The sequence below is a fragment of the Methanosaeta sp. UBA356 genome, assembly GCF_002496465.1.
GTDB classification, from domain to species: Archaea; Halobacteriota; Methanosarcinia; order Methanotrichales; family Methanotrichaceae; genus Methanothrix; species Methanothrix soehngenii.
Genome location: NZ_DAKC01000131.1, coordinates 1 through 26,964, shown reverse-complemented (window position 1 = coordinate 26,964; position 26,964 = coordinate 1). Strand labels below are relative to the sequence as shown.

Sequence of the window (26,964 nt, the reverse complement as noted above, 5' to 3'; positions counted from 1 at the left end):
GTTAAAGATAGTATTAAGTTCCATTAGAGCCAATGTCATCGTGTGAGATCATATGATACATGGTAAGACCTTGCTATATCTAATCGCATTGAGCATATGCTTGTTTGTGGGCATTACAGGCGGACAGGACTGGCTGGTGGGGGGATATGTCAGTTCAATTGGCCCATATGATGGAGATCCTGCCATTTCTGGCCTTAAGCGGTGGCTTGATTATCCCATTCCCACTGCTACCTGGTACGGCTCAAATGGATCGGTCTATTACGTGCCTTATGGCTTGCCTTATGGCACATACTCGACATATTCTGCGGCCTATTATCCCACTCCTGGCTGGACGCCGGTTTATGGCACAGGATGGCAGATATACAATAAGGAATGGGCGAAAACCCTCGAATATGCCCAAACCAGATCCTCTTTGAGGGTATATCCGCGACAGACCGTCGCTTACCCCCCAACCCAGTCGGCTGCGCCTGTATCTGCCACGGCGCAACCAGCAATCACTACCACGCAATCAACGAGCGCGAGTGCTCAATCCATAAGCCCAACCACCTCACCGGCAATTACCCAAACTGCCGCTCCAACGGCCGGTGACTCCACCGCCATAATAGTCTCCCAGGGCATGCGCGGCTATCAGGTATACCTGGATGGAGTCTATATTGGTACCGAGGGGACGGGCGGAGATCCTCTGGATGGCAGATTCAGCTTCAAGGTAGTTGGCAACCAGAACCATGAAGTGAGAGTCTATGATGGCCAGTTCAACTATCCAAAAATCATGTGGTTCGATGCAGGTGGCTCTAAGACTATCTATGTGGAGCCAGGAACAGCAGTCTATATCTAGACCGCCAGTTTAACCCTGTCCACCATTTTAAGCTTCTCCTTTTTTCTTCCTTTGGCTCTTCGCTGAATTATGTGGGTGAGTTAAGTCAGAGAATATGGCCTCTGTTCCTCTTTGTCTCTGTGGTTTGGTCAGAGCATCGCGGTTCACCACAAAAAGGCACAGAAGATACAGAGAATTAGCGATTGAAGTTCACCCATACAAAATAGCGAGGAGCCCTTCCTTTTTTATACTTGGAGCCTCTCCTCTCGTGATCCTCATCCGCTTTTGCCAAAAAGAGGTTTTTTGATCTCAGCTATGAGGCCAGGGATCATTTGGCCTGCTAACAGGCAAGCATTCCGAGAATACTTTTTTAAAACAATAAAATACAAAATATATTCAGTAAAAGAGATTGCTCACCTATCAGCATTCTCTATATACCGTCTGCTCCTGCATGCTCTCAATACTTTTTCGGCCTTCATTTCATCAAACTTGCGTTTACGCTTCATCTTCCTATCTCGGGCTTCACTCATAGCCGCAATCCTACACCTTCTAGAATATCTACTTTCTCATCGTAAAGCGCCCAATTGGCGGGCAGAATGCATCATGATAATGGTCCTCCTTCCCCTCTCATTTTCCTCATCTCTTATGTAATTGGCCAACAGCTTTATTAAGTGAATTACATAAGAAAAACCGTGATTCCGAAAGCCTTGAGAGATCTCCTGAAAGAAGAGGATCTCTCCACTCTCTATGAGATCAGGGATCTATTATCTGATATGATCTCCATGAGAGAAGCGCCCCTCAGCAAGATAGGCCCCACCAGGGATCGGGGCAGCAATAGAGAGGTCATAGAGGAGAGGCACTCCGGGACGATGACCTTTCGATTGGAGCGCGTCTCCTGCGGCAAGAACTGCAAAGGCTGCCCGCACGGACCTTACTGGTATGGCTACTGGCGGGAAGGCGGCAAGACCCGCTCCAAGTATATCGGAAAGAATCTCAATGCAAAGAGGCTAAAGAAGGAGTAATATGTCAAGCAATTTTAAAAAATTTTCGTTGCTCATCGTTTTCTTAGTGGCTGCAATCCTTTCCGGCTGCATCTCCGAGGATACAGAACCATCTGAAAAGATGCCAGCAGACGATATTGCAGTGAATGCAAGCCAGTCAAATGATGACATCCAGGATGCCCGAGATTCCCAGGCTGAATCCCTACCCATTAATGGCACAGGAAATGGCTTGAAGAAGTACGCGAATAATGGCTCTGATGTCATCTCCGTCGCCACGACCATCTCTCCTCTGGCAGGGCTTATCTCTTTGATCGGTGGTGACAACGTCGAAATAGCGACGATAATCCCGCCTGGAGCCGAGCCCCATACCTACGAGCCCACCCCCTCTCAGATGAAGGAGATCGCCAATGCGGACATCTATATCATGAACGGTGCGGGCCTTGAGTTCTGGATGGAAAAGGCGCTCTTGGTCAATGAAGATATGTTGGTTGTGGACTCCTCTGAGGGAGTGGAGCTGTTAAGCGAAGAGGGCGGAAACGCCGATCCGCACATCTGGTTATCTCTGCAGAATGCTGCCATTCAGGTGGACAATATATGCAATGGTCTGATCCAGGTCGATTCTGCAAACAGAGACTATTATCTCCGTAATAAAGATGCCCTGTTGGAGGAGATGAAAGCGCTGGACAGAGAATTTAGCCAGACCTTTGCCGCAAAAGAGAATAAGACCTTCATCGTTTTCCACCCTGCCTGGAGCTACCTCGCCCGGGACTATGGCCTGGTCCAGGTGCCGATCATGGAGGAGGAGAAAGAGCCCGGTCCCCAGTACCTGGCAAGCCTGATCGATATGGCTAAAAAGAACGATATAACCACCATATTCGTTGATCCACAGTTCAATCCCAAATCTGCAGAGGTAATAGCGAGAGAGATGAACGCGACGATTGTGGTCCTTGACCCTCTGGCAGATGACTATCTACAGAATATGCGTCGCACAGGCGAGGAGATCTCCAAGAGCCTGAAATGACCGCCGAGATCGTCTCCATTGATAACCTCTGGATCTTCAGGGAAGAGCATGCTATCCTGGAGGACATAAACCTGAAGCTGGAACGGGCGGACTTCCTGGGTTTGATCGGCCCGAACGGGGGAGGAAAGTCCACCCTTCTCAAGGTGATGCTGGGTCTGATAAAGCCGGATAAAGGGAGGATCAGAATATTCGGCCTGGAACCTGAGGCGGCGAGGGGAAGGGTGGGCTACCTACCCCAGAAGACCATCTTCGATCAGAACTTCCCGATCAAGGTCCTGGAGGTGGTCCAGATGGGAAGGTTTGGCAGGACTGGCCTCTTCCGCCGTTACGGTCCTGCCGACCGCAATGCTGCCTATTGCGCCCTGGAAGCGGTGGGGATGGAGGATCGGGCTGACCGGGAGATCGGCGCCCTTTCCGGTGGAGAGCAGCAGAGGGTCTTTGTTGCCCGCTCTTTGGTCTCAGATCCAGAGCTTCTCCTCTTAGACGAGCCCACAGCGGGCGTTGATTCCTCCCAGCAAACGGAGTTTTATGAGCTTCTCTGTCACCTCAACCAGGACATGGGAATAGCCATTGTGCTCGTCTCACACGATATCACTGCCATATCCAAATACGTGGGCAAAATCGCCTGCCTAAATCAGAGGCTTTATTACCATGGCTCAAAGGAGCTAACGAACAAAGATATAGAGATGGCCTACGGCTGTCCGGTGGAGATGATCGCCCATGGAACGCCCCACCGGGTCTTGAGGAAGCATGATTGAGTTGCAGTTGGACATCTTCCAGTACGATTTTATGAGAGTGGCCCTGGCAGCGGGCCTGGCGAGCGCCGTCCTCTGCGGCATAATCGGGATCTATGTCATATTGAATAAGATTGTCTTCATAAGCGACGGCATAGCTCATGCTGCCTTTGGAGGCATAGGTCTGGGCTATTTCCTGGGCTTCGATCCCCTGATATTCGGTGTGGGCTCGGCCATCTTGACCGCGGTCGGCATAGGAATGGTGAGTGGGAGGGCACGGGTATCCGAGGACACCGCCATCGGGGTTTTTATGGCCACGGGAATGGCCCTGGGAGTCATGCTCCTCACCCTCTCCAAGGGCTATGCCAGAGACCTTTACGGCTACCTTTTCGGCAATATTTTAGCCGTGACCATCAACGACGTGCTGCTGATATCCGGGCTCACCCTGGCCATAATGCTCCTGATCTATATCCTCTACAAGGAATTCCTGATAATGAGCTTCGATCCGGTCTACGGGGAGGCCATCGGCCTGCCGGTGAAAAGCCTCAGGCTCCTGCTTTTGGCAATGGTGGCCTTCAGCGTGGTGGTATTGATCAAGATCGTGGGGATCATAATGGTAATAGCGCTTCTCACCATCCCCGGAGCCATAAGCCGGCAGCATCTAAGGGGATTGCCCTCCATCATGGCCGGATCCGCAGTTCTGGGATCGATATTCGTGACTGTTGGCCTCATAGTATCTTACATGCTGGATGTGCCGTCAGGCGCCACGATAATCCTCACCGCGGCGATATTCTTCTTCCTGAGCACGCTGTATTCGAGGTAGGATGGAGAAATTCTGATCGAAAGGGAACGCTCAGACCGCCAAATGCATAAATTTAGTGTCATGAAGTGGACCATAATTAATTTTTATTTTTAATATCAGCTAACAGGAATGCTTAGACTTAATATAATAATCAGATAAGATCAACGTTAACGTTAAATATAGTTGAGCCGTGAAGTTAATCGCTGAGAGCCCCAAGGAATAAAGCAATTTGCGCGGGATGGATCGATGAAAACTACGCATAAGATTTACATTGGAAACTCCAGGCAGATGAAGGAGATCGCAAATCACTCCGTAAGCTGCGTTATAACCAGCCCTCCTTATGTTACCACCTTAATGAAAAAAGGACAAAAATTTGATTATGATTCATATCGCGCTATGATTAATGACGTATTTAAAGAAATCTGGCGCGTTCTAATTCCAGATGGAAGATTTTGCTTGAATGTAGCCGATATCCGGAGCAAGTACTTCTATGAAGAAGAAAACGGCCTATATAGGGTGCCAATTTCTGCTGATCTCTTAATGCTATGTCAGGAAATCGGATTTCGGCTTTTTGATACATTCATATGGGACAAAGGTTTTAACAGGAATTTTGGCGGGCCGCTGCTTGGTTCTTATCCTTATCCCGCATCTATTTACAATAATGTATATTTTGAGTACATATTTATCTTGAAGAAACCAGGAAAGCGCAATAAACTTGACCCTGAAATCAAAAAAGCAAGTGAAATCGATAAAGAGACATGGAAACAGTACGTTCAAAAGTTCTGGAGAATAGAGTCTGAGACAGAATGGTTCAAAGGACATGAGGCCGTTTTCCCAGAAGAGGTACCTCGTCGCCTCATTCGCTTGTACTCGTTTGCAGGTGACACAATTCTTGATCCTTTCGCAGGATCCGGCACGACAATAAAAGCGGCAATCAATTTAGATCGAAATAGCATTGGCTATGAAATCAATGAAGACCTTATACCTGTGATCAAGCGACGTTTGGATCTTGGTCAGTCGTTGCTTATTGAGAGAGAAGCTTTGATTGACATATCTTTTGCTGACTACAGAGTTCGTGAATCGATGGAGTAAATAGATGAATCCTCAAGTAACTCTGGAAGAGCTTCTCGGACAGCTTAAACGTATACCCGCAGAGTGGCTGGATACTGATGGCCATAAGGTGCTAGAATCCATATCTATCGTAGTCGAAAGGATAAACGATCTGACTATTGATCAAGATCTAATCAAGATCATATTGTCAGAAGATCCATATGCTTTAGATGTTTTTCGTCTCTTCTTAGACATGTCTCAAGATATCTTCGCAAATGAGATGAGAATAAGAGGAGTAATGGGTGATTTCACCAGCATCCGTAAAAAATGTGGAAATAACTCAGAAGAGATCGCTGAGATACTAATGGAACTAGGATTAGCGGATGTCATCGATACACACAGATCTCATGAGTGGACCCTTCAGGATGTTCTCTGGGACAGGTACGGGCACATGAGAGGACGGGCTATGACTGCCCAAAAACGCGGATCAACATTAGAAGATGCTGTTGAGGCCATATTGATTGAATTAAGAGATGAGATTGGTATAACCTTCGATCGTGGGGGAAACTTTGTCAGCAGATCAGGTAAACATGCAAAAGCAGACTTTACCGTTCCCTCCAAAGAAGTCCCTCATATAATAATCGAGGCCAAGGGTTATGAAGCAACTGGCAGTAAACTCACAGATGTACTTGGAGATATTCTCAAGGTCTTGGAAGTTAAGGACAAAGACTCTCATTATTTTTTTGTAACAGATGGGATAGGGTGGTACCGGCGTCTCAGTGACTTGAAGAAGATTGTCGAGCACCATCAGCGCGGAGATATTGAGATGATCTATACAATAAGCACACTACAGGACCTAAAGGAGAATATCCGCGATATATTAGCCTCTCGATAACCAGATGGCTTATCCTCTTTAAGCTTTCCAATCTGAGCAAAGATCTATCTAATATCTAACCCTGCAGGTTGAGTGAAAGCGCTTCCAGTATGGCATTCAGATAAATTTAATTAAGGATGCAAACTCAACCGAAATCATATGGAGCTGCTGAAGATCATCTGCATTCTGCTGATCCTGGTCGGCCTGGGCCAGACAGAAGATATCATCTTTTTTGCCGATGATCACTACAAGTCCATCAGCCATCTACAACTCAATGCCTCAGCTACCAATCCCGCACTCTCGCCAGGTGACGGTGTCCTGAGAATAAGCATTGCCAACCAGGGCAGAATCGAGGAGCTGATACCTATAAGCAGCAGCGATTCCCCCGACGATATCCTGCAAGAGCAAAGAGAGGAGATGAACAGCTCCGTGGCCATGGATGTCAGAGCCGCTTTGCAGTCGGCCGGCCCCATTCAGGTGACCTCCGGCGTGCAGCATATTGCCATTCTCCCAGCGGGAGAGGCAAAAGAGCTGCAATTCAACATCAGCATCGATCAGAGGGCCAGTGGTTGGTATGACCTTCCCTTGAGGGTGGATTATGTGCGCCAGGTGGACGTGAGCGTGAGCGATGGCGAGGCCTTTCCCCTCCGCCAGCCATCAAACCAGAGCCTGAATCTGAGGGTCTATGCATTCGGAGATAAGGATGACCTGCGCATTGCAGGAGTGCAGTCTCACCTTTATCCAGGAGAAGAAGGATCTTTAATAATCGCGGTGGAGAACATCGGAGAGGATATCCTCCCGAACTGTTCGGCCAGCCTTATAGCTGCTCCTCCCTTTCGGGTGAAAAGCAGAGACCTTCCTCTAGGAGACCTGTCGCCGGGTGAGATGGCCTCCGCCAGCTTCCTGGTCGGGGTGGATGGAGATGCCAGTCAGGAGGAGTATCAACTCGGCATGGGCCTGCGCTCGGAAAAGATGGATCTGGTCCTCCCCTTTGAGCTGAGCTTAAAGGGATCGGGGCGCCTCATTTCCAGTGGGACCATTCTCTTCATTGCTCTATTGGCCTTTCTTGTTCTGCTCGCCATCATCCTGCGCAGACAAAAGCTTCTTTATGGCCGGAAGAGAAGGATCAAGCGGCTATAGGCAAAAAGAGAGAAATGCAGAGGAAGATCGGGAAGATGAGCGAAAAATCGGTCCAGGCTAAGGGGATATGCAAGAGCTATAAGAGCCTCTTTGGCTCTGCCAAGACGGTCCTGGAAGGAATATCTCTGGATATAGATCGAGGAGAGATCTTCGGCCTGCTCGGCCCAAACGGCTCGGGGAAGACCACTCTAATCTCCATATTTTCCACTCTGATCTACCCGGAGGAGGGGAGCCTGTCCATTCTGGGATTGAATGCCAGACGGGACAGGGGAGAGATCCGTAAGATAATCAATATCAGCACTGCCAAACCCAACTTCCCCTGGAGCCTGACGGTAAGAGAGAACCTCGTCCACTATAGCATGCTCTACGGCCTTTATGGACTCGGCCTCAATCGGACGGTCGAGGACCAGATCGATGCCTTTGAGCTGGGGGAGTACAGGGATGTGAAGTTCGAGAACCTCTCCACCGGCTTAAAGCAGCGCCTGTCCCTGGCCAAGGCCATGCTAAACCACCCCCGTCTCCTTTTTTTGGACGAGCCGACCACCGGCCTGGACCCGGACATGTCCGCCAAAACCCACGATCTGATCAGGAGAATTCATGATGAGGAGGGGATCTCAGTTATAATGTCCACCCACTATATGCCCGAGGCGGAGCTGCTCTGCGATAGAATTGCCTTCCTGAGAAAGGGCAGAGTGGCAGCCCTGGATACCCCTCAGAACCTGAAAAACCACCTCGAACTGGGAAAGAGGGTGAAGATAACCTACCGGGGGCTGGCGAACCTTGATGCCCTGAGAGCTCTGGAGGGGGTCATAGCAGTCAGGGGCAAACCCGGAATAGTCGATGGGCGAGTGGATATACAGGCGAATGGGCAGGCGGACATAGAGGTGACAAAGCCAGCTGAGGGACCGGTCGATAGACAGTTGGAAATCCTGATGGACAGTAACGAGGATAGCCTGGACAGGATTCTGAAAAGCTTTCAAGATGCTAAAATTCTGGATATCAATATAGAAGAGCCCGATCTGGAGGACGTATTCCTTGAATTGGCAAGGTGAGCTGAACAAGTATCTGGCCTCCGCCTACAAGAACTGGGTGATCTCCAAGAGGAACGTCTTCACCCTCTTCGAGCTGTTCTTCTGGCCCCTGGTCAACCTGCTCTCCATCGGCCTTCTCACTCGATTTTTGATGGTGGATGAGTCGATGGTCTCCTTTCTCCTGGTGGGTTCCATTGCTCTTACCATTCTCCAGGTGGCCCAGATGGATGTGGCCTATGTCCTCCTCTTTGATATGTGGTCCAAGAGCATAAAGAACACATTCATCGCCCCGATACATAGCCGCCATCTGATCTTTGGATCCCTGTTCTTCGGCATCATGAGGGGATCGGTGGTCTTTGCCATCCTGGCATCGATCAGCTTCTATCTGTTTGATTTCAGGTTTCAGGCGGGCGGCCTGATCCCCCCGTTGATATTTCTGGCGGGTGTCTTTTCCATGGCCGCGATCATAGGAATCACTGTCTGCATCTCTATCCTCACCTTCGGCCAAAAGGCTGATGTTGCCGCCTGGAGTCTGAGCGGTCTGATACTCCTTTTCAGCGGGATCTACTATCCGGTGGATGTCCTCCCATTCTTTCTGCAGGTCTTGGCCAGGGCCATCCCTCTGACCTATTTCCTGGAGTATTACAGGTCAATATTTATCCCCGGACCCCATCATCTGGCTGTAGGTTTATCTCTGGCCGCGCTATATCTGCTGCTGGGGCTCATCCTCTTCGACCGGGCGATCCGCCGGGCGAGGAGAACGGGAATCCTGCTCTGGCTCTCGGAATAGGGAATAGGATCATTGAGCTAGTGGTGTTGAAAGTGATTGAAGGCTTGTTGGGTTGGGTGAAGGTTGGAGATCTTCAGCCCGTGCGGCTGATGGGGGTCATCAACCTCAGCCGGGAGTCGTTCTATAAGGGCTCAGTAGCCAGCTCGAATGAGGCTCTAGCAACTGCCAGGCGACTGCAGGATGAGGGAGCTGATATCATTGACCTGGGTGCGGTCTCTACCGCCCCGGGATCTCCCCCCATAAGCGAAGAGGTGGAAAAGGACAGGCTCTTTGCCGCCTTAAAGGAGATCACGGATAACCTGGATATCGTGGTCTCCGTAGATACCCAAAGGGCGAAGATTGCAGAAAAGGCCCTGTCCTGTGGAGCTACTTGCATCAACGATGTCTCTGGCCTGCACGATCCTGATATGGCCTCAAAGGTAGCAGAATATGACGGCTCTCTGATCATCATGGCATCAGATCAAAGGCCTGGAGACCTGCCTTTGTTGAATCAGATCATTCCCCTCCTGGGAGACAAAGTGAGGCAGGCAGTGAGAGCAGGAGTTGCTCTGAATAAGATCTCCATAGATCCAGGGATCGGCAAGTGGATTCCCGTGAGGACGGCAGCCCAGGACCTGGCCATCCTGGATGGCTTTGACCGGTTGCGCGCCATCGGGCGGCCGGTAGTGGCTGCTTTATCCCGTAAGACATTCATCGGGGAGAGCCTGAATATTCCCGATCCTGGAGGGAGGCTTGCCGGAAGCCTGGCAGCAACGGCAGTAGCCGTCTATCTGGGGGCACATATCGTCCGAACGCACGACATCTCCGCCAGCCTGGATGCGATCGCCATGGCTGGTGCCATCCGCGGACGGCCGATTGTGACCAGCGATTGCAGTATGGATTGCGATGTGGATGAACATGCAGTTGGCGATATGCAGGTCGAGGTTTTGGGCTATCTCGGCCAGGGAATGGATCTGGCAGAGCATCTGAAGCGGATACAGGTGGATGAGGGGGCATACCAGCTCCTCTCCCGGAAGGGATCTTTTCGGATCCTGGCGGTGCGGGGCCTGAGCAGCATGGAGGCCCTGATAATAAAGCAGGAGATGCTCGCCCGGGGAGGAGATGCCGCCATTCCCAAGCTGGCCCTGCGCTGCGATAAGCGGCCGCAAGAGATTTTAATCCTCGGCACTCATGCTCAAATATCAAGCCTGGTCAGGAACCTGAAAGGGCAGCCTTTCCGGCTCGGCCATTTGGCTGACATCATAGAGGAATCGTGGGAGCTTATCGACAGCCCAGAGCGTTACAGGTGATTTATTGCAGGTTTTGGGAATTAAATCGGACTTGTTGATGCCGGGAGACGACCTCGTGGAGTTCCTGGTGCGAGCAATGAATAGGTCTGGTCAGGCCTTCCAGGATGGAGATATACTGGTCGTCTCCGAGAGCATCGTCGCCACCTCTGAGGGACGGGTGGTCGATCTGGATGAGATCCAGCCAGGCGATCTGGCCATATCTCTGGCTGGCCAGTACAAAAAAGACCCTCGAGAGATGGAGCTGATCCTCAGGGAGTCGGACGAGATCGTGGGAGGCATCCCGGGAGTGGTCCTGACCCTGAACAATGGATTTCTCTTTCCCAATGCCGGTATCGACAACTCCAATGCCCCACCGGGTCATGTGGTCCTATTTCCCGCCGATCCCAAAGGCTCTGCCATAGCCATCCGGGAGAGAATGGCAAACGGAAAGAAGATCGGGGTGATAATCGGGGACAGTAGAACTCATCCTCTCAGGCTGGGCTGCGTTGGGGTAGCGCTGGCTTGCTCCGGTCTGGAGGCGGTGGAGGATGCCCGGGGGCAGAAGGATCTCTTCGGCAGAGAGCTCAAGATCACCCGCAAGGCCGTAGCCGACAATCTGGTATCCGCTGCTCAGATCGTGATGGGAGAGGGAGACGAGGGTATTCCAGCAGCGATAATAAGAGACTCCGGCGTTCCCATCAAGGAGGCTAGCGGCGAGATTCCCACCATTCCGCCAGCGGAATGCATGTATATCGGCGCTCTGGGGATCGGCCCCAGGCCATATGCCGGAGGATACGACCAATTGATCGAATGCGCCGGTCAGGCCATAGCCAGAGCATATGCTCCTTACTCCCGCTTCAGGGTCGGCGCTGCCCTTCTCACTAAAAAGGGAAACGTCTATTCCGCAGGGAACATAGAGAACGCCTCCACCGGCGCGGGGATATGCGCAGAGAGAGTAGCTATTTCTCAAGCTATAGCCTCAGGAGAGAGGGAGTTCGAGGCGATAGCGATAGTAGGAGACGGCTGCCAGCCTATATCCCCCTGCGGCATATGCAGGCAGAGCCTGATAGAGTTCGGAGAGGATATCATGGTGATAATGGCCAACTGCAAAGGAGATGCTCTGACCGCCTCCTCCCGTGACCTTCTTCCCCGGGCCTTCACAGGAAAGTGGCTGGAATAGAAATTTTTTTTCAAAAAATGTGAAAAAAAAGATGTCCGGAACTCCGGGCATCCTGATCTTTTCAGTGAGCCTCGCCCACCAGATCCTTGCCTGGCGCCTTGCGTTCCACGGTATCGATCTTGCACTCGACCGGGCCGCAGACCAGGACATCCTGCTCCTGGTATTTGGTGTAGGGATTCTCGGGGATGGTCATGTCCAGTCCCATGGATGCTGCCATCAGCTCCACCACGTCCAGGACCTTTATGGAGGACTTGGCATCGTTCCTGCCATCCATGATGTTCCTTCTGCAGAAGGGACAGGTGGATGAAATGACATCTGCCTTTACTTCCTCCCCATCCATCACTCTGGCCTTGGCCATATCCAGGGCCAGGTCGGGAATGCCTGCCTTGACGCCTCCGCCTGCGCCGCAGCATCTCTGCAGTTCCCTGTTACGTAGCATATCTTTGAACTTCAATCCGGGTATGGATTCAAGGCATTCCCTGGATGCTTCAAAGGCCCAATCCTTTCCGATCTCGTGCATCAGATGGCGGCCGTTATGGCAGGGGTCATGGTAGGTCACGGTGTAGTTCAGAGGAATTTTGTACTCCACCTCACCCTTTCTCAGCTTCTCCCTCAGGAAGACCGAGAGGGGCACGTTCTTGTAAGGGATGTAGCCCTCATACCACCTGGGCCAGTCAACGGTGGAATTCCTGATGCAGCCAGCGCAGGCGAATAGCACAGTCTTCGCTCCCGCGTCCTTGAGGGCATCGACATTATGCACCGCATGCTCAGCCATTACCTCTCTCTGGCCAGTTCTGACCATGGCAGAGGCGCAGCACCATTCGTCCTTGCCCAGCATCGCGAAGTCCGCATTCAGCTTATTCAGGATCCTGACTGTGGCCACACCCAGGGCTTGCTGTCTGTATGCCGCAGTGCAGCCTGCGAAATATACGATCTCGCCGGATTCATCGACCTTTGCATCCTTGGGAACCCAGCACAAGCGGTCTTCTTGCTTGCCTTGATACGGATTTCGGTCTGCTTTGACCAGCTTGGGGAAGAAGGCTTGCTTGCCATAGGGCCCGTCCCCGCGAGCTACGAGGTTGGGGCGCATGGCCTCCCAGAGATCGACGGTCTTTATTCCCGCCTCGCAGACCGTTCCGCATACACCGCAGGTGGTGCAGTAGTACACATCCTCGGTGAAGAGCTTCATCTCGTCCTCTTCCAGGGGCTTGCCGCCGAAGATCTTAGCCCGCAGGCTGTGGTTTTTGGCCATCAGCTCTCTCCAGCGGGCGTTCTTGTACATGGGAGTGATTCCGGGACGATCCGGTCTGACGGCGAATGTCGGGCACCACTTCATACACTCCTGGCATCTGTTGCAGCCATCTACCTCCAGGAGCTGGGTGGAAATCATATAGCCCGTCATCAAGGGCTTTGATTCTTTGTTATCAGCCATTTTACTCTCCTCCTCGATTGGCTATCAGGGTCATCGGCGTGGCAATCACGTGGATGTACTTGCTCCAGGGCAGAATTAAGGCGAACAGACCAAGGGCGAGCAAGGTATGAATCAGAGCGAAGTGGGGCGCGTAGATGGGATACTCAAACATGTTCCCTACCAGGAAAGAGTTGCCGCGCATCCATTCAGCGTAAAATCCAGTTACGGTGATCAAGAAGACTGCTCCGATCAAGAGGGCATCGTATGCGCTGGTGTTGTCTCGCACGAACTTGATCAGGATCCTTCTGGATATGGCAATGGTGGAGCCGAATAGCAGAAGATATCCAAATACATCGAAGGGCAGCGCCATCATGCCTTTGACCATCTCAGCCTCATGAGCAAATCCGGCTAAATTGAAGTGCTCCACGATATCGAGCATGAGTCCAAGGCCGGAGAGTGCCGCCAGTGCCAGGAATCCATAAAACATGGACATATGCATTACCCATCGTACCGGGCTCCTGGCAAGAGTCCTCCTGAGAAGAAGAACATCAAGCACCACTGTCCTCAAAAATACCCAAATGCCGTCCTTAAATGCCTCATGAATCCAGGTGGCAAGGAATAACCAGAAGCTTCTGCGCAACGGGTCGTGGTAGCCGGTGGATCCGAGGCCCCATTTCTTAAAGTTAAAATATATACCATATATCCAAACAGCAAGTACAATAACTGTCAGGAGTATCACAAGTTCAAAGGTGAGGCCCAACGTGTAGAATGCCATCTCATATCCTCCTCGTTATATTTATCACTATATCGGTGCGTTACGACCATCATTTGTGACCAATTTACCTGTGAACTAATACTTAAATAATTCCCTAGCTGTAGGCCGAAATTCGTCTCAAATTAGAGCGAATGCTTATTTTGAGCAAGAACGAGCCTTCCTCATGAGCACAGAAAACGCATCTATTCATTCCCTTCCTGCCATCTTCAAAAACCAGCATAATAAGCCAGATCAAATGCAAAATAGCCTGCCCATATAATGCGAATTGGCATGGATGCTCGCGCATTAATGACTGATCCTAAAACGGAATTTCGGCTGCTCTGCGGACCATTTTGGCGGATCTGGGCAGATATTGCACCAGATCCATTGGCTTTGCAGGATTCACACCTATTAAAAAAGAGGTTTTTGACCTTTTTTCACGGAATTTGCGGCTTTTTCTTCCTGGGCAGTTGTGGACCCGGTTTTGGACCTGGAGGAAGATCCCAGGATCCTATTCTAACCGCTGTGCTGATTTCCATTCTATCCTCAGACGATACATCAAAACCTAGTCTATGCAAGGTTTTCCTCCCTAATTTGGAGATTCACTTTCTGCTATTCATATCTTTTCGGTATTTAACGAAATATTCCAAGACAATGATCGAATATAAAGCTTTCTCCCTGTTTTCCTCCATGTCATCTGCAGCCAGCTTCTCTCAGGCATCCAGATTCTCTAATAAGACCGACAATATCCAGGGAGAAATCCTGCACCTTTCAGCATAGATTGAGGAAAACATGGAGGAGATAAGGTCCACAATCCATAAAGCTGGGAATAGGATTATACCTTTTTAAATTTTAAGCATACAAATTATCCATAAATGTATCTCATATTAGAAAAGCTCTTAAAATATGCGAGTATACTATTTTATCATAGGAGAATACTGAATGAAATTCACAAGAATTATGAATATGGCAATCGGGCCTCTTTGCAGCAGGGAGCATTCCGGCCTTGTATTGGCTGCTATGGCCCTGACGCTGCTAATGCTTGTCACCGCTCAGGGGTCGGATGATGAGACGGTCGAGACCCTCACCATAGCCGACTCCACTGGAGACTGGGGCTACCCATCGCCCTACGGCCATTACTCCCGCGGTCCGGGCTACATCCGCATGAGCCTGATATTCGATACTCTCATCTGGAAAGACGAGAACGGATTTGTCCCCGCTCTGGCAGAGAGCTGGGAGTACCTGGCAGATGAGAAGGCCTATGTATTTCATCTTCGCGATAAAGTGACCTGGAACGACAAAGAGCCATTCAGCGCCCAGGATGTGGCCTTTACAATCGATTATATCCAAGATCATCCCTATCAGTGGGTCGATTCGAGCACCATAGAGTCAGCAGAGGTCTTAGACGACCGGACGGTCAAGATCACTCTGACCGAGGAGTATGCCCCCTTCCTGGATCAGGTGGCAGGGACTCTGCCCATCCTTCCCGAGCATATCTATGATGGGGTAAGCGATCCGGCCAGCTTCATGGATTCGGAAGCCCTGACTGGAACCGGTCCATTCATGCTGAAGAGCTATGATAAGGCTCAGGGCAGCTATCTCTATGAGGCAAATGAGGACTACTACCAGGGTGCTCCCAGAACCAAGCAGATAAAGTTCATCAAAGTGAGCCAGGAGATGGCATCAGCAAGCCTGGAAAAGGGAGATGTCGATGCGGCTGCAGTTCCCGGAGAGACGGTAGACAGCCTCAAGGATGATGGCTTTGCCGTAATAAAAGGCAATCATGACTGGGTGGCCAAGATCATGGTCAACCACAATAAAGAGCCATTCTCCGATATCAAATTCAGGCAGGCCCTTTACTATGCAATAGACCGGGATGACCTGGTGAAGACAGGCCTGAGAGGCTATGGCCTGGAGGGAAGCGCGGGACTTTATGCCTCCGACAACGATTGGCATAACCCGAGCCAAGAAGAGTATGCTCATGATCCCGCCAGGACAGGAAAGCTGCTGGAGGAGCTGGGTTACGCAATGGACGGAGAAGGAGAGTATTATTCTATCGATGGCTATCCTGATGGAATAGAGCTCCTGGCTACAGCGGATACCGAGCGCCAGGCTGAGCTGATCAAAAAGCATCTCGAGGATGCCGGCATCAAGATCAATCTGCGTAGCGTTGACTCCAAAACCCTGGACAGCCTGGTCGGAGAGTGGAAATACGATCTCGCTCTCAGCGGCCATGGTGGCCTTGGTGGCGATCCGGCGATCTTGAATAAGGTAGTCTCGGATATGGTCAGCTTCAACAGCGCCCGTTACGACAAGAATTCGGATCTCAATGAAGCTCTGAAAGGTCAGCTGGCTGAGATGGATCCCGCCAAGAGAAAGGATCTGGTCGATTCTGCCCAGGAACTGATAGCCGAGGATATTCCCGCCCTGCCCCTGTACTACACCGATAGCTATTGGGCATCGAATGATCTGGTCTCCTTCTACTTCACCTATGGAGGTGTTGGAAGCGGTGTTCCCATCGCTCTGAATAAGATGGCATTCGTCTAGCTGCCAGATCAGCTCAGTTCGGAGATGATATCTCGAATACCCGTGATCTCCGTCCGGATTGGAAGGCTGCGGCAGATCGGTCGCAGCAGACTCTTTTTCTCCGGGGCTGCAATACGCCCATCAATCGCAATAGTCTTAAATGATAAACCAATTCATGTTGCAGATAACAATCAATCCAAATAAAGCATGGATATTAGCACGAAAAGCGTTGATGATGATTTAAATGGCTGAAGAAATAAGTCCCATGGTGCTCTTTCCGATGGGAGTGATTCACACCCCGTATAAGAGACGAGGGGATATCCCCCGTCAGGGCAGGCTCTCAGAGGAGATATGCCAGATCGAGGTCTTTCCCGAATATGAGGAGGGCTTGAAGGATATAGAGCAATGCACCCACCTGTTCATCCTGTTCTGGCTGCATCTGGGGGACAGAAAGAGGCTGCTTGCCACCCCGCCCACCAGCAAGGGAGAGCATGGGGTATTTGCCACCCGTTCTCCCAACAGGCCAAACCCAATTGCTATTGATATCGTCCAGCTGCTGAAGGTCGAGGGAAACCGGCTCACGGTAAAGGGAATGGATGCCCTTGATGGCTCAGTCCTTCTGGACATCAAGCCTTATTCCGCAGAGATGGATTCGTTCCCTGATGTCAGGATAGGCTGGCAGAACGATAAGGGCAAGAGTTGAATGGAATGGCACTAGCCGGTCGATGTTCGATGGCGAAATGATGGCGGATTTCCAGTGAGGCACGAAGATGTCAAATGAGGGAAGAAAGAGGGGAGGGGCTCTAAGCTACATTATAGCTCTGCTGGCCATATTCGCCCTCAACTTCATCCTGCCCCGTATGATGCCCGGCAACCCTTTGCAGGCCATATATGGAGACGAAGCCCTGGTAGCCATGACTCCTCAGATGGAGGTCCACCTAACCGAGCTCTTCGCCCTGGACAAATCCTGGTCGGAGCAGATGGTCGCCTATGTCCTCGCTCTCCTGCAGGGCAACCTCGGCTTCTCTTACTACTATAAGGATGAGGTCTCCTCAGTCATCATGGGTGCTCTTCCCTGGACTCTGCTCCTCGTAGGCCTGTCCTTGCTGATAGCCACCGTGGTGGGCGTGATGCTGGGAATCGAGTCCGGATACCGCCGGGGTGAGAGAATAGACAGGGGACTGTTAGCCGGGCTCATGCTCCTGGGCGGCCTTCCCGACTTCTTTTTAGGAATTGTCCTCCTGCTCATATTCGGGGTTAGCCTGAACCTTTTTCCCCTGTCCGGCGCTCTCACCCCCTACTCCGGCCTGGAAGGCTTCCCTTTGGTCGCAGATATCGCAAGGCATCTCGCCCTGCCCCTGGCCGCTCTGGTTTTAGTGGATCTGGGCGGCATCTATCTTCTCACCAGAAACACCGTTGTCACCATATTAAAGGAGGGATTCATGCTCACCGCCCGGGCCAAGGGCTGCTCTGAATTCTGCCTGCGCTATTCACATGCAGGAAGAAACGCCCTCTTGCCCGTGACCACCGCTACCGGCCTGCGCATTCCTCAGCTGATCACAGGCGCGCTGTTCATCGAGATAATCTTCTCTTATCCCGGCCTCGGACTGATGCTCCGAACCGCTTTGGATGCGCGAGACTATCCCCTGATCCAGGGAATACTCCTCTTGGTGACGGTCACCGTTCTTTTCGCCAATCTGTTTGTCGACCAAATCTACAAGAGGCTTGACCCGAGGACCAGATATGCACATTGACCTCGGCCATGAAATCAGGCACGATAGGATGGCGCTCCTGGGCATCCTGGTGCTGGCAGCGATCTTGCTTATGGCCATATTCGCGCCCCTTCTCTCCCCCTATTCACCCACCGAGTACACCGGCAGGATATTCAGTTCCCCCTCGAATGATCATCTTCTGGGCACAGACTCCATGGGCCAGGACATCTGGACCAGATTGCTCTTCGGGGCGAGAACCTCCCTCTTGGTGGCAGCATCTGTGGCCCTGCTTGCCTCTTCCCTTAGCGTCTTGATCGGAGCCTCCTCCGCGCTGGTGGGCGGGCTCTATGAGCGCTTCTGGATGAGAATAGTGGATGTGATGATCTCCCTTCCCACAATCATTGTGATGATTCTGATTGCGGCCTACTTCAGGCCAAACCTGCCACTATTGATCTTGCTGATATCTGCCTTCTCCTGGCCAGGAGGAGCGAGAATCGTGCGCTCCCAGGTCCTCACCCTGAAGGAGCGGATGCATATCTATGCCGCAAGGACCTTTGGAGCGGACCAGAGGCATATACTCAAGAACCATATAGTGCCCGATATCTCTCCCATCATCGCCTCCATGATGATCCAGGATGCCAGGAGGGCGGTATTCATGGAGGCGGGGCTGGCATTTCTTGGAGTCTCAGATCCGCTGATCATCAGCTGGGGGAAGATGATGCACCAGGCATTGGCCTTCACCTATCTTGATGTATGGAAGTGGTGGCTGCTTCCCACTGGCATCTTTCTGTCGCTCACCCTGGTGAGCCTGAGCTTTTTGGGAGTGAGCCTGGAGGCAGCCATGGACCCCAGGCTGTGCAGACATGAGCACGAGCACGGACACGAGCATGTGCATGAAAACTGGAATGATGATGTGAACGAGCGCGAATATGGGAATGAAAGAGAAGAGAATGAGAATGGGGAGGTTGGCTCTTTGGAGGCTGGCGGATGCTGAGCATCAGAGGCCTTAGGGTCACGATGGCGAGGACGGAGATCCTCAGGGGAATAGATCTGGATATCGATAAGGGCGATTGCCTGGCCATTATCGGCGAGTCCGGAGCGGGAAAGAGCACCCTGGGCCTCTCCATTATGGGCCTCCTCTCAAAGGGAGCAGCCAGGGGAGAGGTGCTGCTGAATGGCAGGGATCTGTTCCGGATCACAGAGGATGAGCTTCGCCAGCTGCGGGGAGGAGAGATGGCCATGGTATTTCAGAATATCGAAGATGCTCTTGATCCAGTGCAGCGGGTGGGGGATCAGATCATAGAGGCCATATCCATTCATCAAAAAGGACTGCAGTGCTTGCTGGAGTTAGGAAGCCTTGGGAGATTGAAGGGGCTGAGAGGATTGAAGGGAGGGGAGGAATCGAGGGGAGAGAGAAGTTTCCAGTCCGGGATGATCCGTCTCCTCCGGGCGGTAGGCCTGAGCGAAGAGAAGGCTGTTGCCTACCCCCACCAGCTGAGCGGGGGAGAGAAGCAGAGGATCTCCATCGCCATGGCCCTGGCCAATGATCCCGATCTTCTGATACTGGATGAGCCCACTGCGTCCCTGGATGCCATGACCAAGATGGATATCATCCGCCTACTCCAATCAGCTCTGCACTGCAGGATGTCCCTTCTGATTACCCATGACATTTCGCTGGCGCAGAGGCTGGCTAATCGGCTGGCGGTCCTCTATGCCGGCAGGATAGTAGAGACCGGAGATGCACAAGAGATCATGAAAAATCCCGCTCATCCCTACACCCGCGGCCTTATCCGCTCCTATCCGGCCATGAACCGGGCCAAAGATCTGCAGGGCATTCCGGGAATGATGAGCCATGGCCTCGAAGGCTGTCCATTTCACGATCGCTGCACTCAGAGGATAGAGATCTGCAAGACCCTGGTCCCGCTCCTCCAGGAGGTGAAAGGAAGGTTCGTCGCCTGCCACCGGGGTGGGATTGTGCCCCTGCTTGAGGTCCGGGACCTGGGCGTCTCATTTGACTCCTATTCCGCTCTATCCGGAGTGGATTTGACTCTTTATGAGGGAGAGACATTGGCGGTGGTGGGGGAGAGCGGCTCTGGAAAGACCACCCTCTCCAAGGCCATCATGGGCCTGTGCCAGCAAAGCTCTGGCGAGGTCTTCCTGGAAGGGAATAAGCTTGGCAAAAGGGATGTCTCTTTTTACAGCCGTGTGCAGATGATCTTTCAGAATCCCAAGGAGTCTGTGAGCCACCGCATGACAGTATTGGATGCAGTTCTCGAGCCCCTGAATGTGATGCGCAGAGGAAGCCCTGAGGAGAGGGTGGCCAGGGCACGAGAGGTGATAAGACAGGCGGAGCTGCCAATAAGCGATCGATTTTTGGAGAAGTATCCCCATCAGCTGAGCGGGGGAGAGGTGCAGAGAGTGGCGATAGCCAGGGCCCTGGCCCTCAGGCCAAAGCTCTTGATTGCTGATGAGCCCACCTCGGCGCTCGATCCCAGCGTGCAGGCGAAGATCCTCAAGCTCCTCATGAATCTGCAGGAGAGGATGGGCCTTGGCATTCTGCTTGTTACCCATGACATAGCAGTAGCCAGGAAGGCGAGCGACCGGATAGCAGTACTGCTGAAAGGCAGGATCGTGGAGGAAGGGAGCACAGATAAGATCCTCTCCAATGCTGTCGATCCCTATACCAGAGGGCTCTTAGAGAGCGCCTGTGGGGAATTTGACATGAGAGAGAAGAGAGGCTCGCTGAAAGATGGGACGATGGACGATCGGTTGGCCAGGGAGATAGATGGTCAGACTGGTGGAGTGATGGAGGACAGAGCTGCTGGCAAGATTGGGGATGAAAATCAAGATACCGATAAAGAGGAGTTATGGACGAAGACTTAAGAATCAGGGATGGCAATAGGGGGATTTGTCGCCCTGGCCAAGGAAAAGGGTATCCAACTTATGGATTGAGCACCATTATGTTATAGTTCAGAGCCATGGCAAAGCTCACCCAGAGGATGTATGGGACGAGCAGCAGGGCGGCGTTCCTCGAGACCTGCCAGAACTTGAATATGGTCAGTAGTATCATCAGCCAGAGCAGCACTATCACTATCAATCCGTAATAGGGAGACCTCAAGCCGAAGAATGCACCCGACCAGGCGATATTGAATACGAACTGAAGGGCAAATATGTAGATCGTCGCCTTCACCTCCGGGCGGTCAANNACCGATAAAGAGGAGTTATGGACCACGACTTAAAAGCGACAGTTGAGTTTCACGGGCGGATCATCAAAGCTCCAGATGATGAGCTGCTCAGCGCGGATACGGTCCAAATCCCTCCGCCCAGGAAGGCTCAGATTCATCCCACATTTGGATGCCAGGTGTGTGGCGAGGGATTCACGGAGATCTGCGGCCGGACCGCAAGTGCATTGGCAGTATGCATGGATTGCTTTAAGAAGCTGACTGAGAGAAATGCATGGCCAGAAAGGGTATGACCGGTGAAAGCATAACCGGTCATGACTTTTGAGCCAAGCTTATGGATTGAGCACCATTATGNNCGCCTTCACCTCCGGGCGGTCAAATCCCTCTCGCCAGACGAGAAACAGTGAGATTCCCATCAATGTGAACAGGATTATCCATACCACTGGTATCAATCCATCCGGCGGGGCAAACCAGGGCTTGACCAGGGTGGGATACCAGGTCTTCACCGACATGTTGGTGAAGACCGAGCCAGATGAGCCTAAGGCTTGGCAGATGATTATGCATAATATGAGCTTTAGGATATCGTTCTTTCCCATATTTTTCATCGCTTCCTCCTTTGTACTTCACGCACACACGAAGTTTTTGCTTTGATCGGCGGGGATAGACAGTTGGATAATATTAGAATGGAAGATATTTATAGGTAACCGGGATATTTAAAGAGGAGATGCAATGGAATGAGCGCATGGAGTGTTCAAGCGCTCTGCAAATCCATTGACGAGCTGATGAAGAAAGTCTCTTTCTAGATGAAAGCACAGAGCAAACGTAAAGCTATCTTGGCGGCCAATGAAAACCAAGTGGGCAAAACTCGTCTAATCATGATTAGGGTAAAAAAGAATGGAAGAAGGTAGAAGAAGATATATTTTCGATTACCTACTCCGCTAGTGGATAAGCCCAAATGCCTTTATATGGCACACCCAACCAGCTCTCGAAGTATTCCTGATGTATTTCCTCGGGATTAAGGTCTTCGAAGAGCTCAGGATATAGCCACTTCGCCAGATACTGTGCACCGATAAACCCTCTTGCCGCCTCAATTAGATATGCGTCTATAACATAGAGCCTGTCGTTCTCCGCGGCATCTGTGCCGTTCAGGCCAGAACGAATCTTTGCCTCTTCGATATATTTGGTTGAGTTTGAGCTATCTGTCTGCAGGTATCCCGTAAAATAATCAAAGGCCGGAAATATTATGACCTCGGGATTCTCTTTTAGCACCCACTCAGCATCCACTGTAGGATAACGCATTGAGAGATTACCCTCCGAATTGAGCGGCCCTGCGATATTAAATCCGCCCGCCATGGTGATGACCTCGTCCATTCCCGAAAGTTTTGAGCCTGTATACCAAGGGGTATCCGACCATTCTCCGTAGACTTTCACCTTGGCATCTATCCCTTCTACTTTGCTCTGAAGGGCGTCTAAAGAGCCCTGCTTCCAGGCAATGAATTCCTCTGCCCTTGCTTCTTCCTCAGGACCCAGCATCTCTGCCAGAGTCTTTAGCTCTTTATCGAACATGTCCAGCTGGTTAAAGGGCAGACACACAACAGTTATCCCAAGTGGGGAAAGCTTCTGGTCAACTTCTGTGATGAACTTAGGCTGGACGATAACCAAATCGGGCTTCAGCTCGATGACCTTCTCGTAATCCAGTTCTTTATAAGTACCAATGACTGGCTTGTCCGCCATGCCCGTAAGATAGGAGTACTGGTCTTTGGAGCCTTTCTCCGCGCCTATAATTTTTTCGTGAACACCCAGGATATACAGGGGTTCATAGGACCAGGCCACCATGGGAACAATCCGTTCTACGGGCTCATCTATAATTAAAGTCCTATTCGCTGAATCCACGATCGTCTTGGGAAATCCCTCCGTCCCCAGCGCAGGCAAAATTGCCAGCGATAGGCAGAGTACCAGTGTCAACGCGTAATTTATCAACCTCATCTCAAATCCTCCTGCAGCCAGCAAATCCCGCTGCATTATCAGTTCCGAAGACTCTACCAGATATAAATATTACGTATTATCACTAATATTGAAAAAATCTTACTAAAAGATTAAAAAGTTGTGAGAAGGCCATACAATGCATCAGCTCGCTTGCGGATAAGCCCATATTCCCCTGTACGGCACTCCAAGCCACTCCTCGAAGTACTCCTTATGCACAACTTCGGGGTCTAGGTCCTTGAACCTCTCCGGATAGAACCATTTGGCCATATATGTAGCAGCAATCACTGCTTTGCAGCTTGTAAATCCAGTGTCGCCATCCAAGACATAGACCTGGCCGTTCTTGACCGCCTCCAGCTGCTTCCATTCATCCCACTGAGATGCTTCTTCAATGAATCTCTCAGCATTATCGCCGTTTTCCAGTTGATACCCTGTGAGGTAATCGCCCGAAGGATCATAATCGTGGAAGGCAGGGATGATGATAACCTCTGGATTTTGCTGTAAAACCCACTCGGGATCTACCTGTGCATAATAGAGCTTGTCCAAACTACGGGCTATGTTGAAGCCGCCAGCAAGAGTTATGGCATCATCTATCCCAGATGTGCGAGCCCCAGTACTCCAGGGAAGCTCATTGGCGTAATCGTTGTAGACCTTCCGTTTAGGTTCTATTTTATCAGTTTTCTCTTTGATATCGTTAAGGTAACTCTCCCACCAGGAAAGAAATTCTTCAGCCCGGTCTTCTTCTTCCATCAACTTGGCAAGAGTTCTAAAGCTATCCTTAAAAGTACTCAAGCTCGATAGGTCCATTACGATTACTGTCGTTCCAATTGGATTCAATTTGCTCTCTACATCATCCAATGTCTTATTTGAGCCTAAAATATAAATATCGGGCTGATTTTCGATCACCGACTCGTAGTCAATTTCCTTATACTCACCTACAACAGGTTTATCTTTGATGCCAGGCATATAGAAAAAGCACTTTTGAGCGGTGTTAGTCACTGCCGCTAGCCGATCCTGCACACCCAGGATGAAAACAGGCTCATATTCGAACGTTGGCTGGATTATCATTCGCTTCACCGGCTTATAGATCGTGACAGTCCGATTGGCCGAGTCGATGATAGTGAACGGATACTTCTCATGGATGTGCCGAATCTCCTCCAGCTCGTCTGCCGAGAGCTTTCCCTCCTGTGCAAGCTTCTCTGCCGCTCCCACCTCTTCGGCAGAAACGACTTTGTCGCTATCGCTGTCTCCAGGGACATCCATCCCCTGGGCGAACGCTGATCCGATCATCAGCGTCACGCATAGCATCATTATAGCAAAGATCTTCCATATCATCTCCATTCCTCCTGCAGCTGAGAACTCATGCCGCTCATCGGTCAAACAACGTTCCTGGCAATAAATATTACTCTTTAACACTGTTCAATCTTCACATCTTATCGACTACATCCATTGGTTTAGAGTGCAGAGCTTCTCTCAGTCCATCTCCGAGCGATCAGGATAATAACATAGAGAGCTAGGCCTGTCCCGGCGCCTGGAATCGAAACGCTATGTTTAAGTGAGGATGCAGCTGGCCTCCAGGGGAGAGATGTCGAAGAGAAGCTTGGCCTTGATTGGCAGAGGATTTGTCTTCTTAGCCTTTAGGCGGATAGACATATCCGCCTTTATACTCTACTCCCTGGTACTTCTCATACCATTCCCTGGCCACGGCCTCTGGATCTATATCCTGAAACATCTCAGGATAGAGGTATTTTGCCAGATAGGTAATGGCTATCAGCTTCGCGCACCCTTTGGAGTTCCAATAGGTCATTATATGTACCTGATTGTTCTTCACTGCATCTAATTTATCCCAGCCCGGGCGACTTATCAGGGTATTATACAAAGCCTCCATCTCACTCGAATTTGGCGGAATGTAATCTCCGGGGCCCGATCTCCACACTAGCTGGGGATTTCTTTTCAGAATCTCCTCAGGGTCTACTGCAACATTTGACGCACCCGCGCCAGCAAAGATATTAGCCCCCCCTGCCATCTCAATCCATTCGTGCCATCCTGAACCTTCAGCAACGCTCTTATAATCACTGCCTTCGTAGTAGACTCTCTTCTTCTCATCAGCCTTCAGTGTCTCTACCCTCTCTTGAACGGTGTTAAGATACTTCTGGAAGAAATCGATGACCTCCCCAGCCTCCTTCTCTTGACCCAATATTATCCCCAATAACTGTACATTTCTAACAAAATCCTTCGGTTTGTAGAAATCCAACCTTACCACTGGAATGCCAGCAGGTTCCAGTATTTCTTCAGTACGAGGATCCCCAAGTTGACTTGTAATCACCACATCCGGCTTAAGATCCACTATCGCCTCATAATCCGGTTCTTCGTACCCGCCTACTTCCGGCTTATCTACTAATTCAGGCCAGTAATCAGGCCCGCGCATGCCAGCAACAAGTCTGTTATTTGCCTTCACAGCGCGAACCATCTCGCAACCATAATGATCAAGAGCAATAATCCTATCTATTGGTTCTTTCAGCGTCACGATTCTACCTACGTAATCGATGAAAGTAATCTCCTTCTCTGTCCCTTGCATGATATGCTCGATTTGAGTTATGTCACCCTCATCGATCTTGCCATCATAATCGGCATCGCTCAGATTGGTGGCTGCATTTGTTCCCTTGATTATTCCCTCGACATATGCGACATCCATCTCATCGATGACGCCATCCATATTGGCATCACCAAAGATCCCAAGTGCAAGATCCTGATGGGATCTATCACCATTCTGTTCTCCCGATACTGCACCAACAGCGAATTGGGATGCAGCCACTGCAGTCAGCATAATCAGGACGATCTTCCAATGTACTTTCATGGTATTACTTCCTCAGCATTAACTTAATATTTTATACGTTTTTTTAGCGAATATATTTAAAAATAATGGCTCTTTTGGTCATGTGGGCTTTGCACGCAATGCTGGAAGGAACGGACCATTCAAGAGGAGTGCGAATGCACTCCCCTTACAAACCATTGCTTTGCATATCTTTAATATGCCTGGCCCTTGTATTTATCAGGTATTCCAGCTAAGCCTCCATCGATTTCTATTGGCGGATAAATGATGATCCCATGCTCGTCTAAATCAAAGTCGAAGTCCTGAAGTTTTAGGTATTCCTGCTGAATCGCTTCTGGGTCCAAATCCTCAAAGAGATCCGGATGCAACAGTTTTGCCATGTATGCAGTACCTACTAAACCGCCCGAACCATCGTTTCTAAAAAGTCCACTCATTATATAAACATCTCCTGTCTCCACTGCGGTAACATTGGATAGTTCAGAGCGATTCATCAATCCATCTCTAATCACTTTCATCCCTGCAGGATCACCTATTGCTGTTGGATCGTCTGCACCATAGCCATGGACGGGAGCGTAAGCTGCATTATGCACGAAGATGAACTCGGGATTTTGCGTAATCACCCATTCAGTTTCGACCTCTAAGGCATCTTTAGTCCCAACAAATTCAGGTATATTCTCAGCTATGTTTTTTCCTCCCGCCAGTAGACACATTTGCGCTAATGTATCCATCTTGGCATAGGCCCGGAATTTACTTGTTTCGTTCTTTGGGTTGTTACATACTAATACCCGCGGCCTTTCATCTACAGGAATCGTTTCTGTTCTGGATTTGATTTTATTTACTGTACTTTCCAACTTTTTA

At 50.7% G+C, this 26,964-nt stretch carries 27 protein-coding genes; 19 read left to right on the top strand and 8 right to left on the bottom strand.

The features are described from left to right. Nucleotides 1–88 precede the first annotated feature (88 nt). The 12 genes from BP727_RS12770 (at nucleotide 89) to cofE (ending at nucleotide 11,705) form a co-directional block, all read left to right on the top strand. On the top strand, nucleotides 89–835 hold the full coding sequence (locus BP727_RS12770; protein ID WP_157863853.1) for a hypothetical protein: 747 nt from the start codon (nucleotides 89–91) through the stop codon (nucleotides 833–835). A 671-nt stretch (nucleotides 836–1,506) separates the two neighbouring features. Continuing rightward, the gene (locus tag BP727_RS12765) at nucleotides 1,507–1,836 is read left to right on the top strand and encodes a hypothetical protein (RefSeq protein ID WP_013720688.1); all 330 of its coding nucleotides are present in this window, start codon (nucleotides 1,507–1,509) and stop codon (nucleotides 1,834–1,836) included. 46 nt (nucleotides 1,837–1,882) lie between these two features. Beyond that, nucleotides 1,883–2,836: a metal ABC transporter substrate-binding protein gene (locus BP727_RS12760; RefSeq protein ID WP_286859187.1), complete on the top strand. Its 954-nt coding sequence runs from the start codon at nucleotides 1,883–1,885 to the stop codon at nucleotides 2,834–2,836. Beyond that, nucleotides 2,833–3,594, top strand: coding sequence for a metal ABC transporter ATP-binding protein (locus BP727_RS12755; protein ID WP_286859185.1), 762 nt, complete (start codon nucleotides 2,833–2,835; stop codon nucleotides 3,592–3,594). The genes BP727_RS12760 and BP727_RS12755 overlap by 4 nt, the downstream gene beginning before the upstream one ends. Next, nucleotides 3,587–4,393, top strand: coding sequence for a metal ABC transporter permease (locus BP727_RS12750; RefSeq protein WP_286859183.1), 807 nt, complete (start codon nucleotides 3,587–3,589; stop codon nucleotides 4,391–4,393). The genes BP727_RS12755 and BP727_RS12750 overlap by 8 nt, the downstream gene beginning before the upstream one ends. A 225-nt stretch (nucleotides 4,394–4,618) precedes the next feature. Continuing rightward, complete coding sequence (locus BP727_RS12745; RefSeq protein ID WP_342766286.1) at nucleotides 4,619–5,464, top strand: site-specific DNA-methyltransferase; 846 nt, start codon at nucleotides 4,619–4,621, stop codon at nucleotides 5,462–5,464. 4 nt (nucleotides 5,465–5,468) lie between these two features. Next, nucleotides 5,469–6,317: a DpnII family type II restriction endonuclease gene (locus BP727_RS12740; protein WP_286859179.1), complete on the top strand. Its 849-nt coding sequence runs from the start codon at nucleotides 5,469–5,471 to the stop codon at nucleotides 6,315–6,317. 138 nt (nucleotides 6,318–6,455) lie between these two features. Next, a complete protein-coding gene (locus tag BP727_RS12735) occupies nucleotides 6,456–7,436 on the top strand; it encodes a hypothetical protein (protein ID WP_286859177.1) in 981 nt (326 codons plus the stop codon). A gap of 35 nt (nucleotides 7,437–7,471) precedes the next feature. Beyond that, entirely contained in the window at nucleotides 7,472–8,488 is a 1,017-nt protein-coding gene (locus tag BP727_RS12730; protein ID WP_157863851.1) for an ABC transporter ATP-binding protein, read from the top strand. Beyond that, nucleotides 8,472–9,257 (top strand): ABC transporter permease, encoded by a 786-nt coding sequence (locus tag BP727_RS12725; protein WP_013720682.1) that lies wholly within the window; start codon nucleotides 8,472–8,474, stop codon nucleotides 9,255–9,257. Before BP727_RS12730 ends, BP727_RS12725 begins: the two co-directional genes overlap by 17 nt. A gap of 32 nt (nucleotides 9,258–9,289) precedes the next feature. Next, on the top strand, nucleotides 9,290–10,546 hold the full coding sequence (folP, locus tag BP727_RS12720) for a dihydropteroate synthase (RefSeq protein WP_286859173.1): 1,257 nt from the start codon (nucleotides 9,290–9,292) through the stop codon (nucleotides 10,544–10,546). Between the two features lie 4 nt (nucleotides 10,547–10,550). Next, the gene (cofE, locus tag BP727_RS12715; RefSeq protein WP_286859172.1) at nucleotides 10,551–11,705 is read left to right on the top strand and encodes a coenzyme F420-0:L-glutamate ligase; all 1,155 of its coding nucleotides are present in this window, start codon (nucleotides 10,551–10,553) and stop codon (nucleotides 11,703–11,705) included. Nucleotides 11,706–11,766: 61 nt separating this feature from the next. Here cofE and BP727_RS12710 read toward each other — a convergent pair whose 3' ends face one another. Together BP727_RS12710 and BP727_RS12705 are read right to left on the bottom strand one after the other, a co-directional pair. Beyond that, nucleotides 11,767–13,137, bottom strand: a complete 1,371-nt coding sequence (locus BP727_RS12710; RefSeq protein WP_013720679.1) for a (Fe-S)-binding protein — start codon at nucleotides 13,135–13,137, stop codon at nucleotides 11,767–11,769. A 1-nt stretch (nucleotide 13,138) separates the two neighbouring features. Continuing rightward, nucleotides 13,139–13,891: a heterodisulfide reductase gene (locus BP727_RS12705; RefSeq protein ID WP_013720678.1), complete on the bottom strand. Its 753-nt coding sequence runs from the start codon at nucleotides 13,889–13,891 to the stop codon at nucleotides 13,139–13,141. Nucleotides 13,892–14,149: 258 nt separating this feature from the next. Between BP727_RS12705 and BP727_RS12700 the strand changes: the two genes are divergently transcribed. From BP727_RS12700 to BP727_RS12675, 6 genes are all read left to right on the top strand, one after another. After that, nucleotides 14,150–14,650: a hypothetical protein gene (locus BP727_RS12700; protein WP_286859169.1), complete on the top strand. Its 501-nt coding sequence runs from the start codon at nucleotides 14,150–14,152 to the stop codon at nucleotides 14,648–14,650. A gap of 186 nt (nucleotides 14,651–14,836) precedes the next feature. Beyond that, on the top strand, nucleotides 14,837–16,417 hold the full coding sequence (locus BP727_RS12695; RefSeq protein ID WP_394296221.1) for an ABC transporter substrate-binding protein: 1,581 nt from the start codon (nucleotides 14,837–14,839) through the stop codon (nucleotides 16,415–16,417). Between the two features lie 223 nt (nucleotides 16,418–16,640). Then, complete coding sequence (gene tsaA / locus BP727_RS12690) at nucleotides 16,641–17,099, top strand: tRNA (N6-threonylcarbamoyladenosine(37)-N6)-methyltransferase TrmO (protein WP_286859167.1); 459 nt, start codon at nucleotides 16,641–16,643, stop codon at nucleotides 17,097–17,099. A gap of 67 nt (nucleotides 17,100–17,166) precedes the next feature. After that, nucleotides 17,167–18,150: an ABC transporter permease gene (locus BP727_RS12685; RefSeq protein WP_013720674.1), complete on the top strand. Its 984-nt coding sequence runs from the start codon at nucleotides 17,167–17,169 to the stop codon at nucleotides 18,148–18,150. After that, nucleotides 18,140–19,102, top strand: coding sequence for an ABC transporter permease (locus BP727_RS12680; RefSeq protein ID WP_013720673.1), 963 nt, complete (start codon nucleotides 18,140–18,142; stop codon nucleotides 19,100–19,102). The genes BP727_RS12685 and BP727_RS12680 overlap by 11 nt, the downstream gene beginning before the upstream one ends. Next, the gene (locus BP727_RS12675; protein ID WP_286859165.1) at nucleotides 19,096–20,991 is read left to right on the top strand and encodes an ABC transporter ATP-binding protein; all 1,896 of its coding nucleotides are present in this window, start codon (nucleotides 19,096–19,098) and stop codon (nucleotides 20,989–20,991) included. The genes BP727_RS12680 and BP727_RS12675 overlap by 7 nt, the downstream gene beginning before the upstream one ends. A gap of 58 nt (nucleotides 20,992–21,049) precedes the next feature. Here the strand turns inward: BP727_RS12675 and BP727_RS12670 are convergent, their stop codons facing one another. Beyond that, entirely contained in the window at nucleotides 21,050–21,298 is a 249-nt protein-coding gene (locus BP727_RS12670) for a TspO/MBR family protein (protein ID WP_286859163.1), read from the bottom strand. 33 nt (nucleotides 21,299–21,331) lie between these two features. Here BP727_RS12670 and BP727_RS12665 point away from each other — a divergent pair, with 33 nt between their 5' ends. Next, nucleotides 21,332–21,583 (top strand): hypothetical protein, encoded by a 252-nt coding sequence (locus BP727_RS12665; RefSeq protein ID WP_276620665.1) that lies wholly within the window; start codon nucleotides 21,332–21,334, stop codon nucleotides 21,581–21,583. A 39-nt stretch (nucleotides 21,584–21,622) separates the two neighbouring features. Here the strand turns inward: BP727_RS12665 and BP727_RS12660 are convergent, their stop codons facing one another. The 5 genes from BP727_RS12660 to BP727_RS12640 form a co-directional block, all read right to left on the bottom strand. Then, a complete protein-coding gene (locus BP727_RS12660) occupies nucleotides 21,623–21,886 on the bottom strand; it encodes a TspO/MBR family protein (protein WP_422655931.1) in 264 nt (87 codons plus the stop codon). 334 nt (nucleotides 21,887–22,220) lie between these two features. Beyond that, the gene (locus tag BP727_RS12655; RefSeq protein WP_286859159.1) at nucleotides 22,221–23,276 is read right to left on the bottom strand and encodes an ABC transporter substrate-binding protein; all 1,056 of its coding nucleotides are present in this window, start codon (nucleotides 23,274–23,276) and stop codon (nucleotides 22,221–22,223) included. A 141-nt stretch (nucleotides 23,277–23,417) separates the two neighbouring features. Further along, entirely contained in the window at nucleotides 23,418–24,536 is a 1,119-nt protein-coding gene (locus tag BP727_RS12650; protein ID WP_286859158.1) for an ABC transporter substrate-binding protein, read from the bottom strand. A gap of 367 nt (nucleotides 24,537–24,903) precedes the next feature. Then, nucleotides 24,904–26,130: an ABC transporter substrate-binding protein gene (locus BP727_RS12645; protein WP_286859156.1), complete on the bottom strand. Its 1,227-nt coding sequence runs from the start codon at nucleotides 26,128–26,130 to the stop codon at nucleotides 24,904–24,906. Between the two features lie 170 nt (nucleotides 26,131–26,300). Continuing rightward, nucleotides 26,301–26,964 (bottom strand): ABC transporter substrate-binding protein (locus BP727_RS12640; RefSeq protein ID WP_286859154.1); only part of this gene is annotated, 664 nt, incomplete at its 5' end.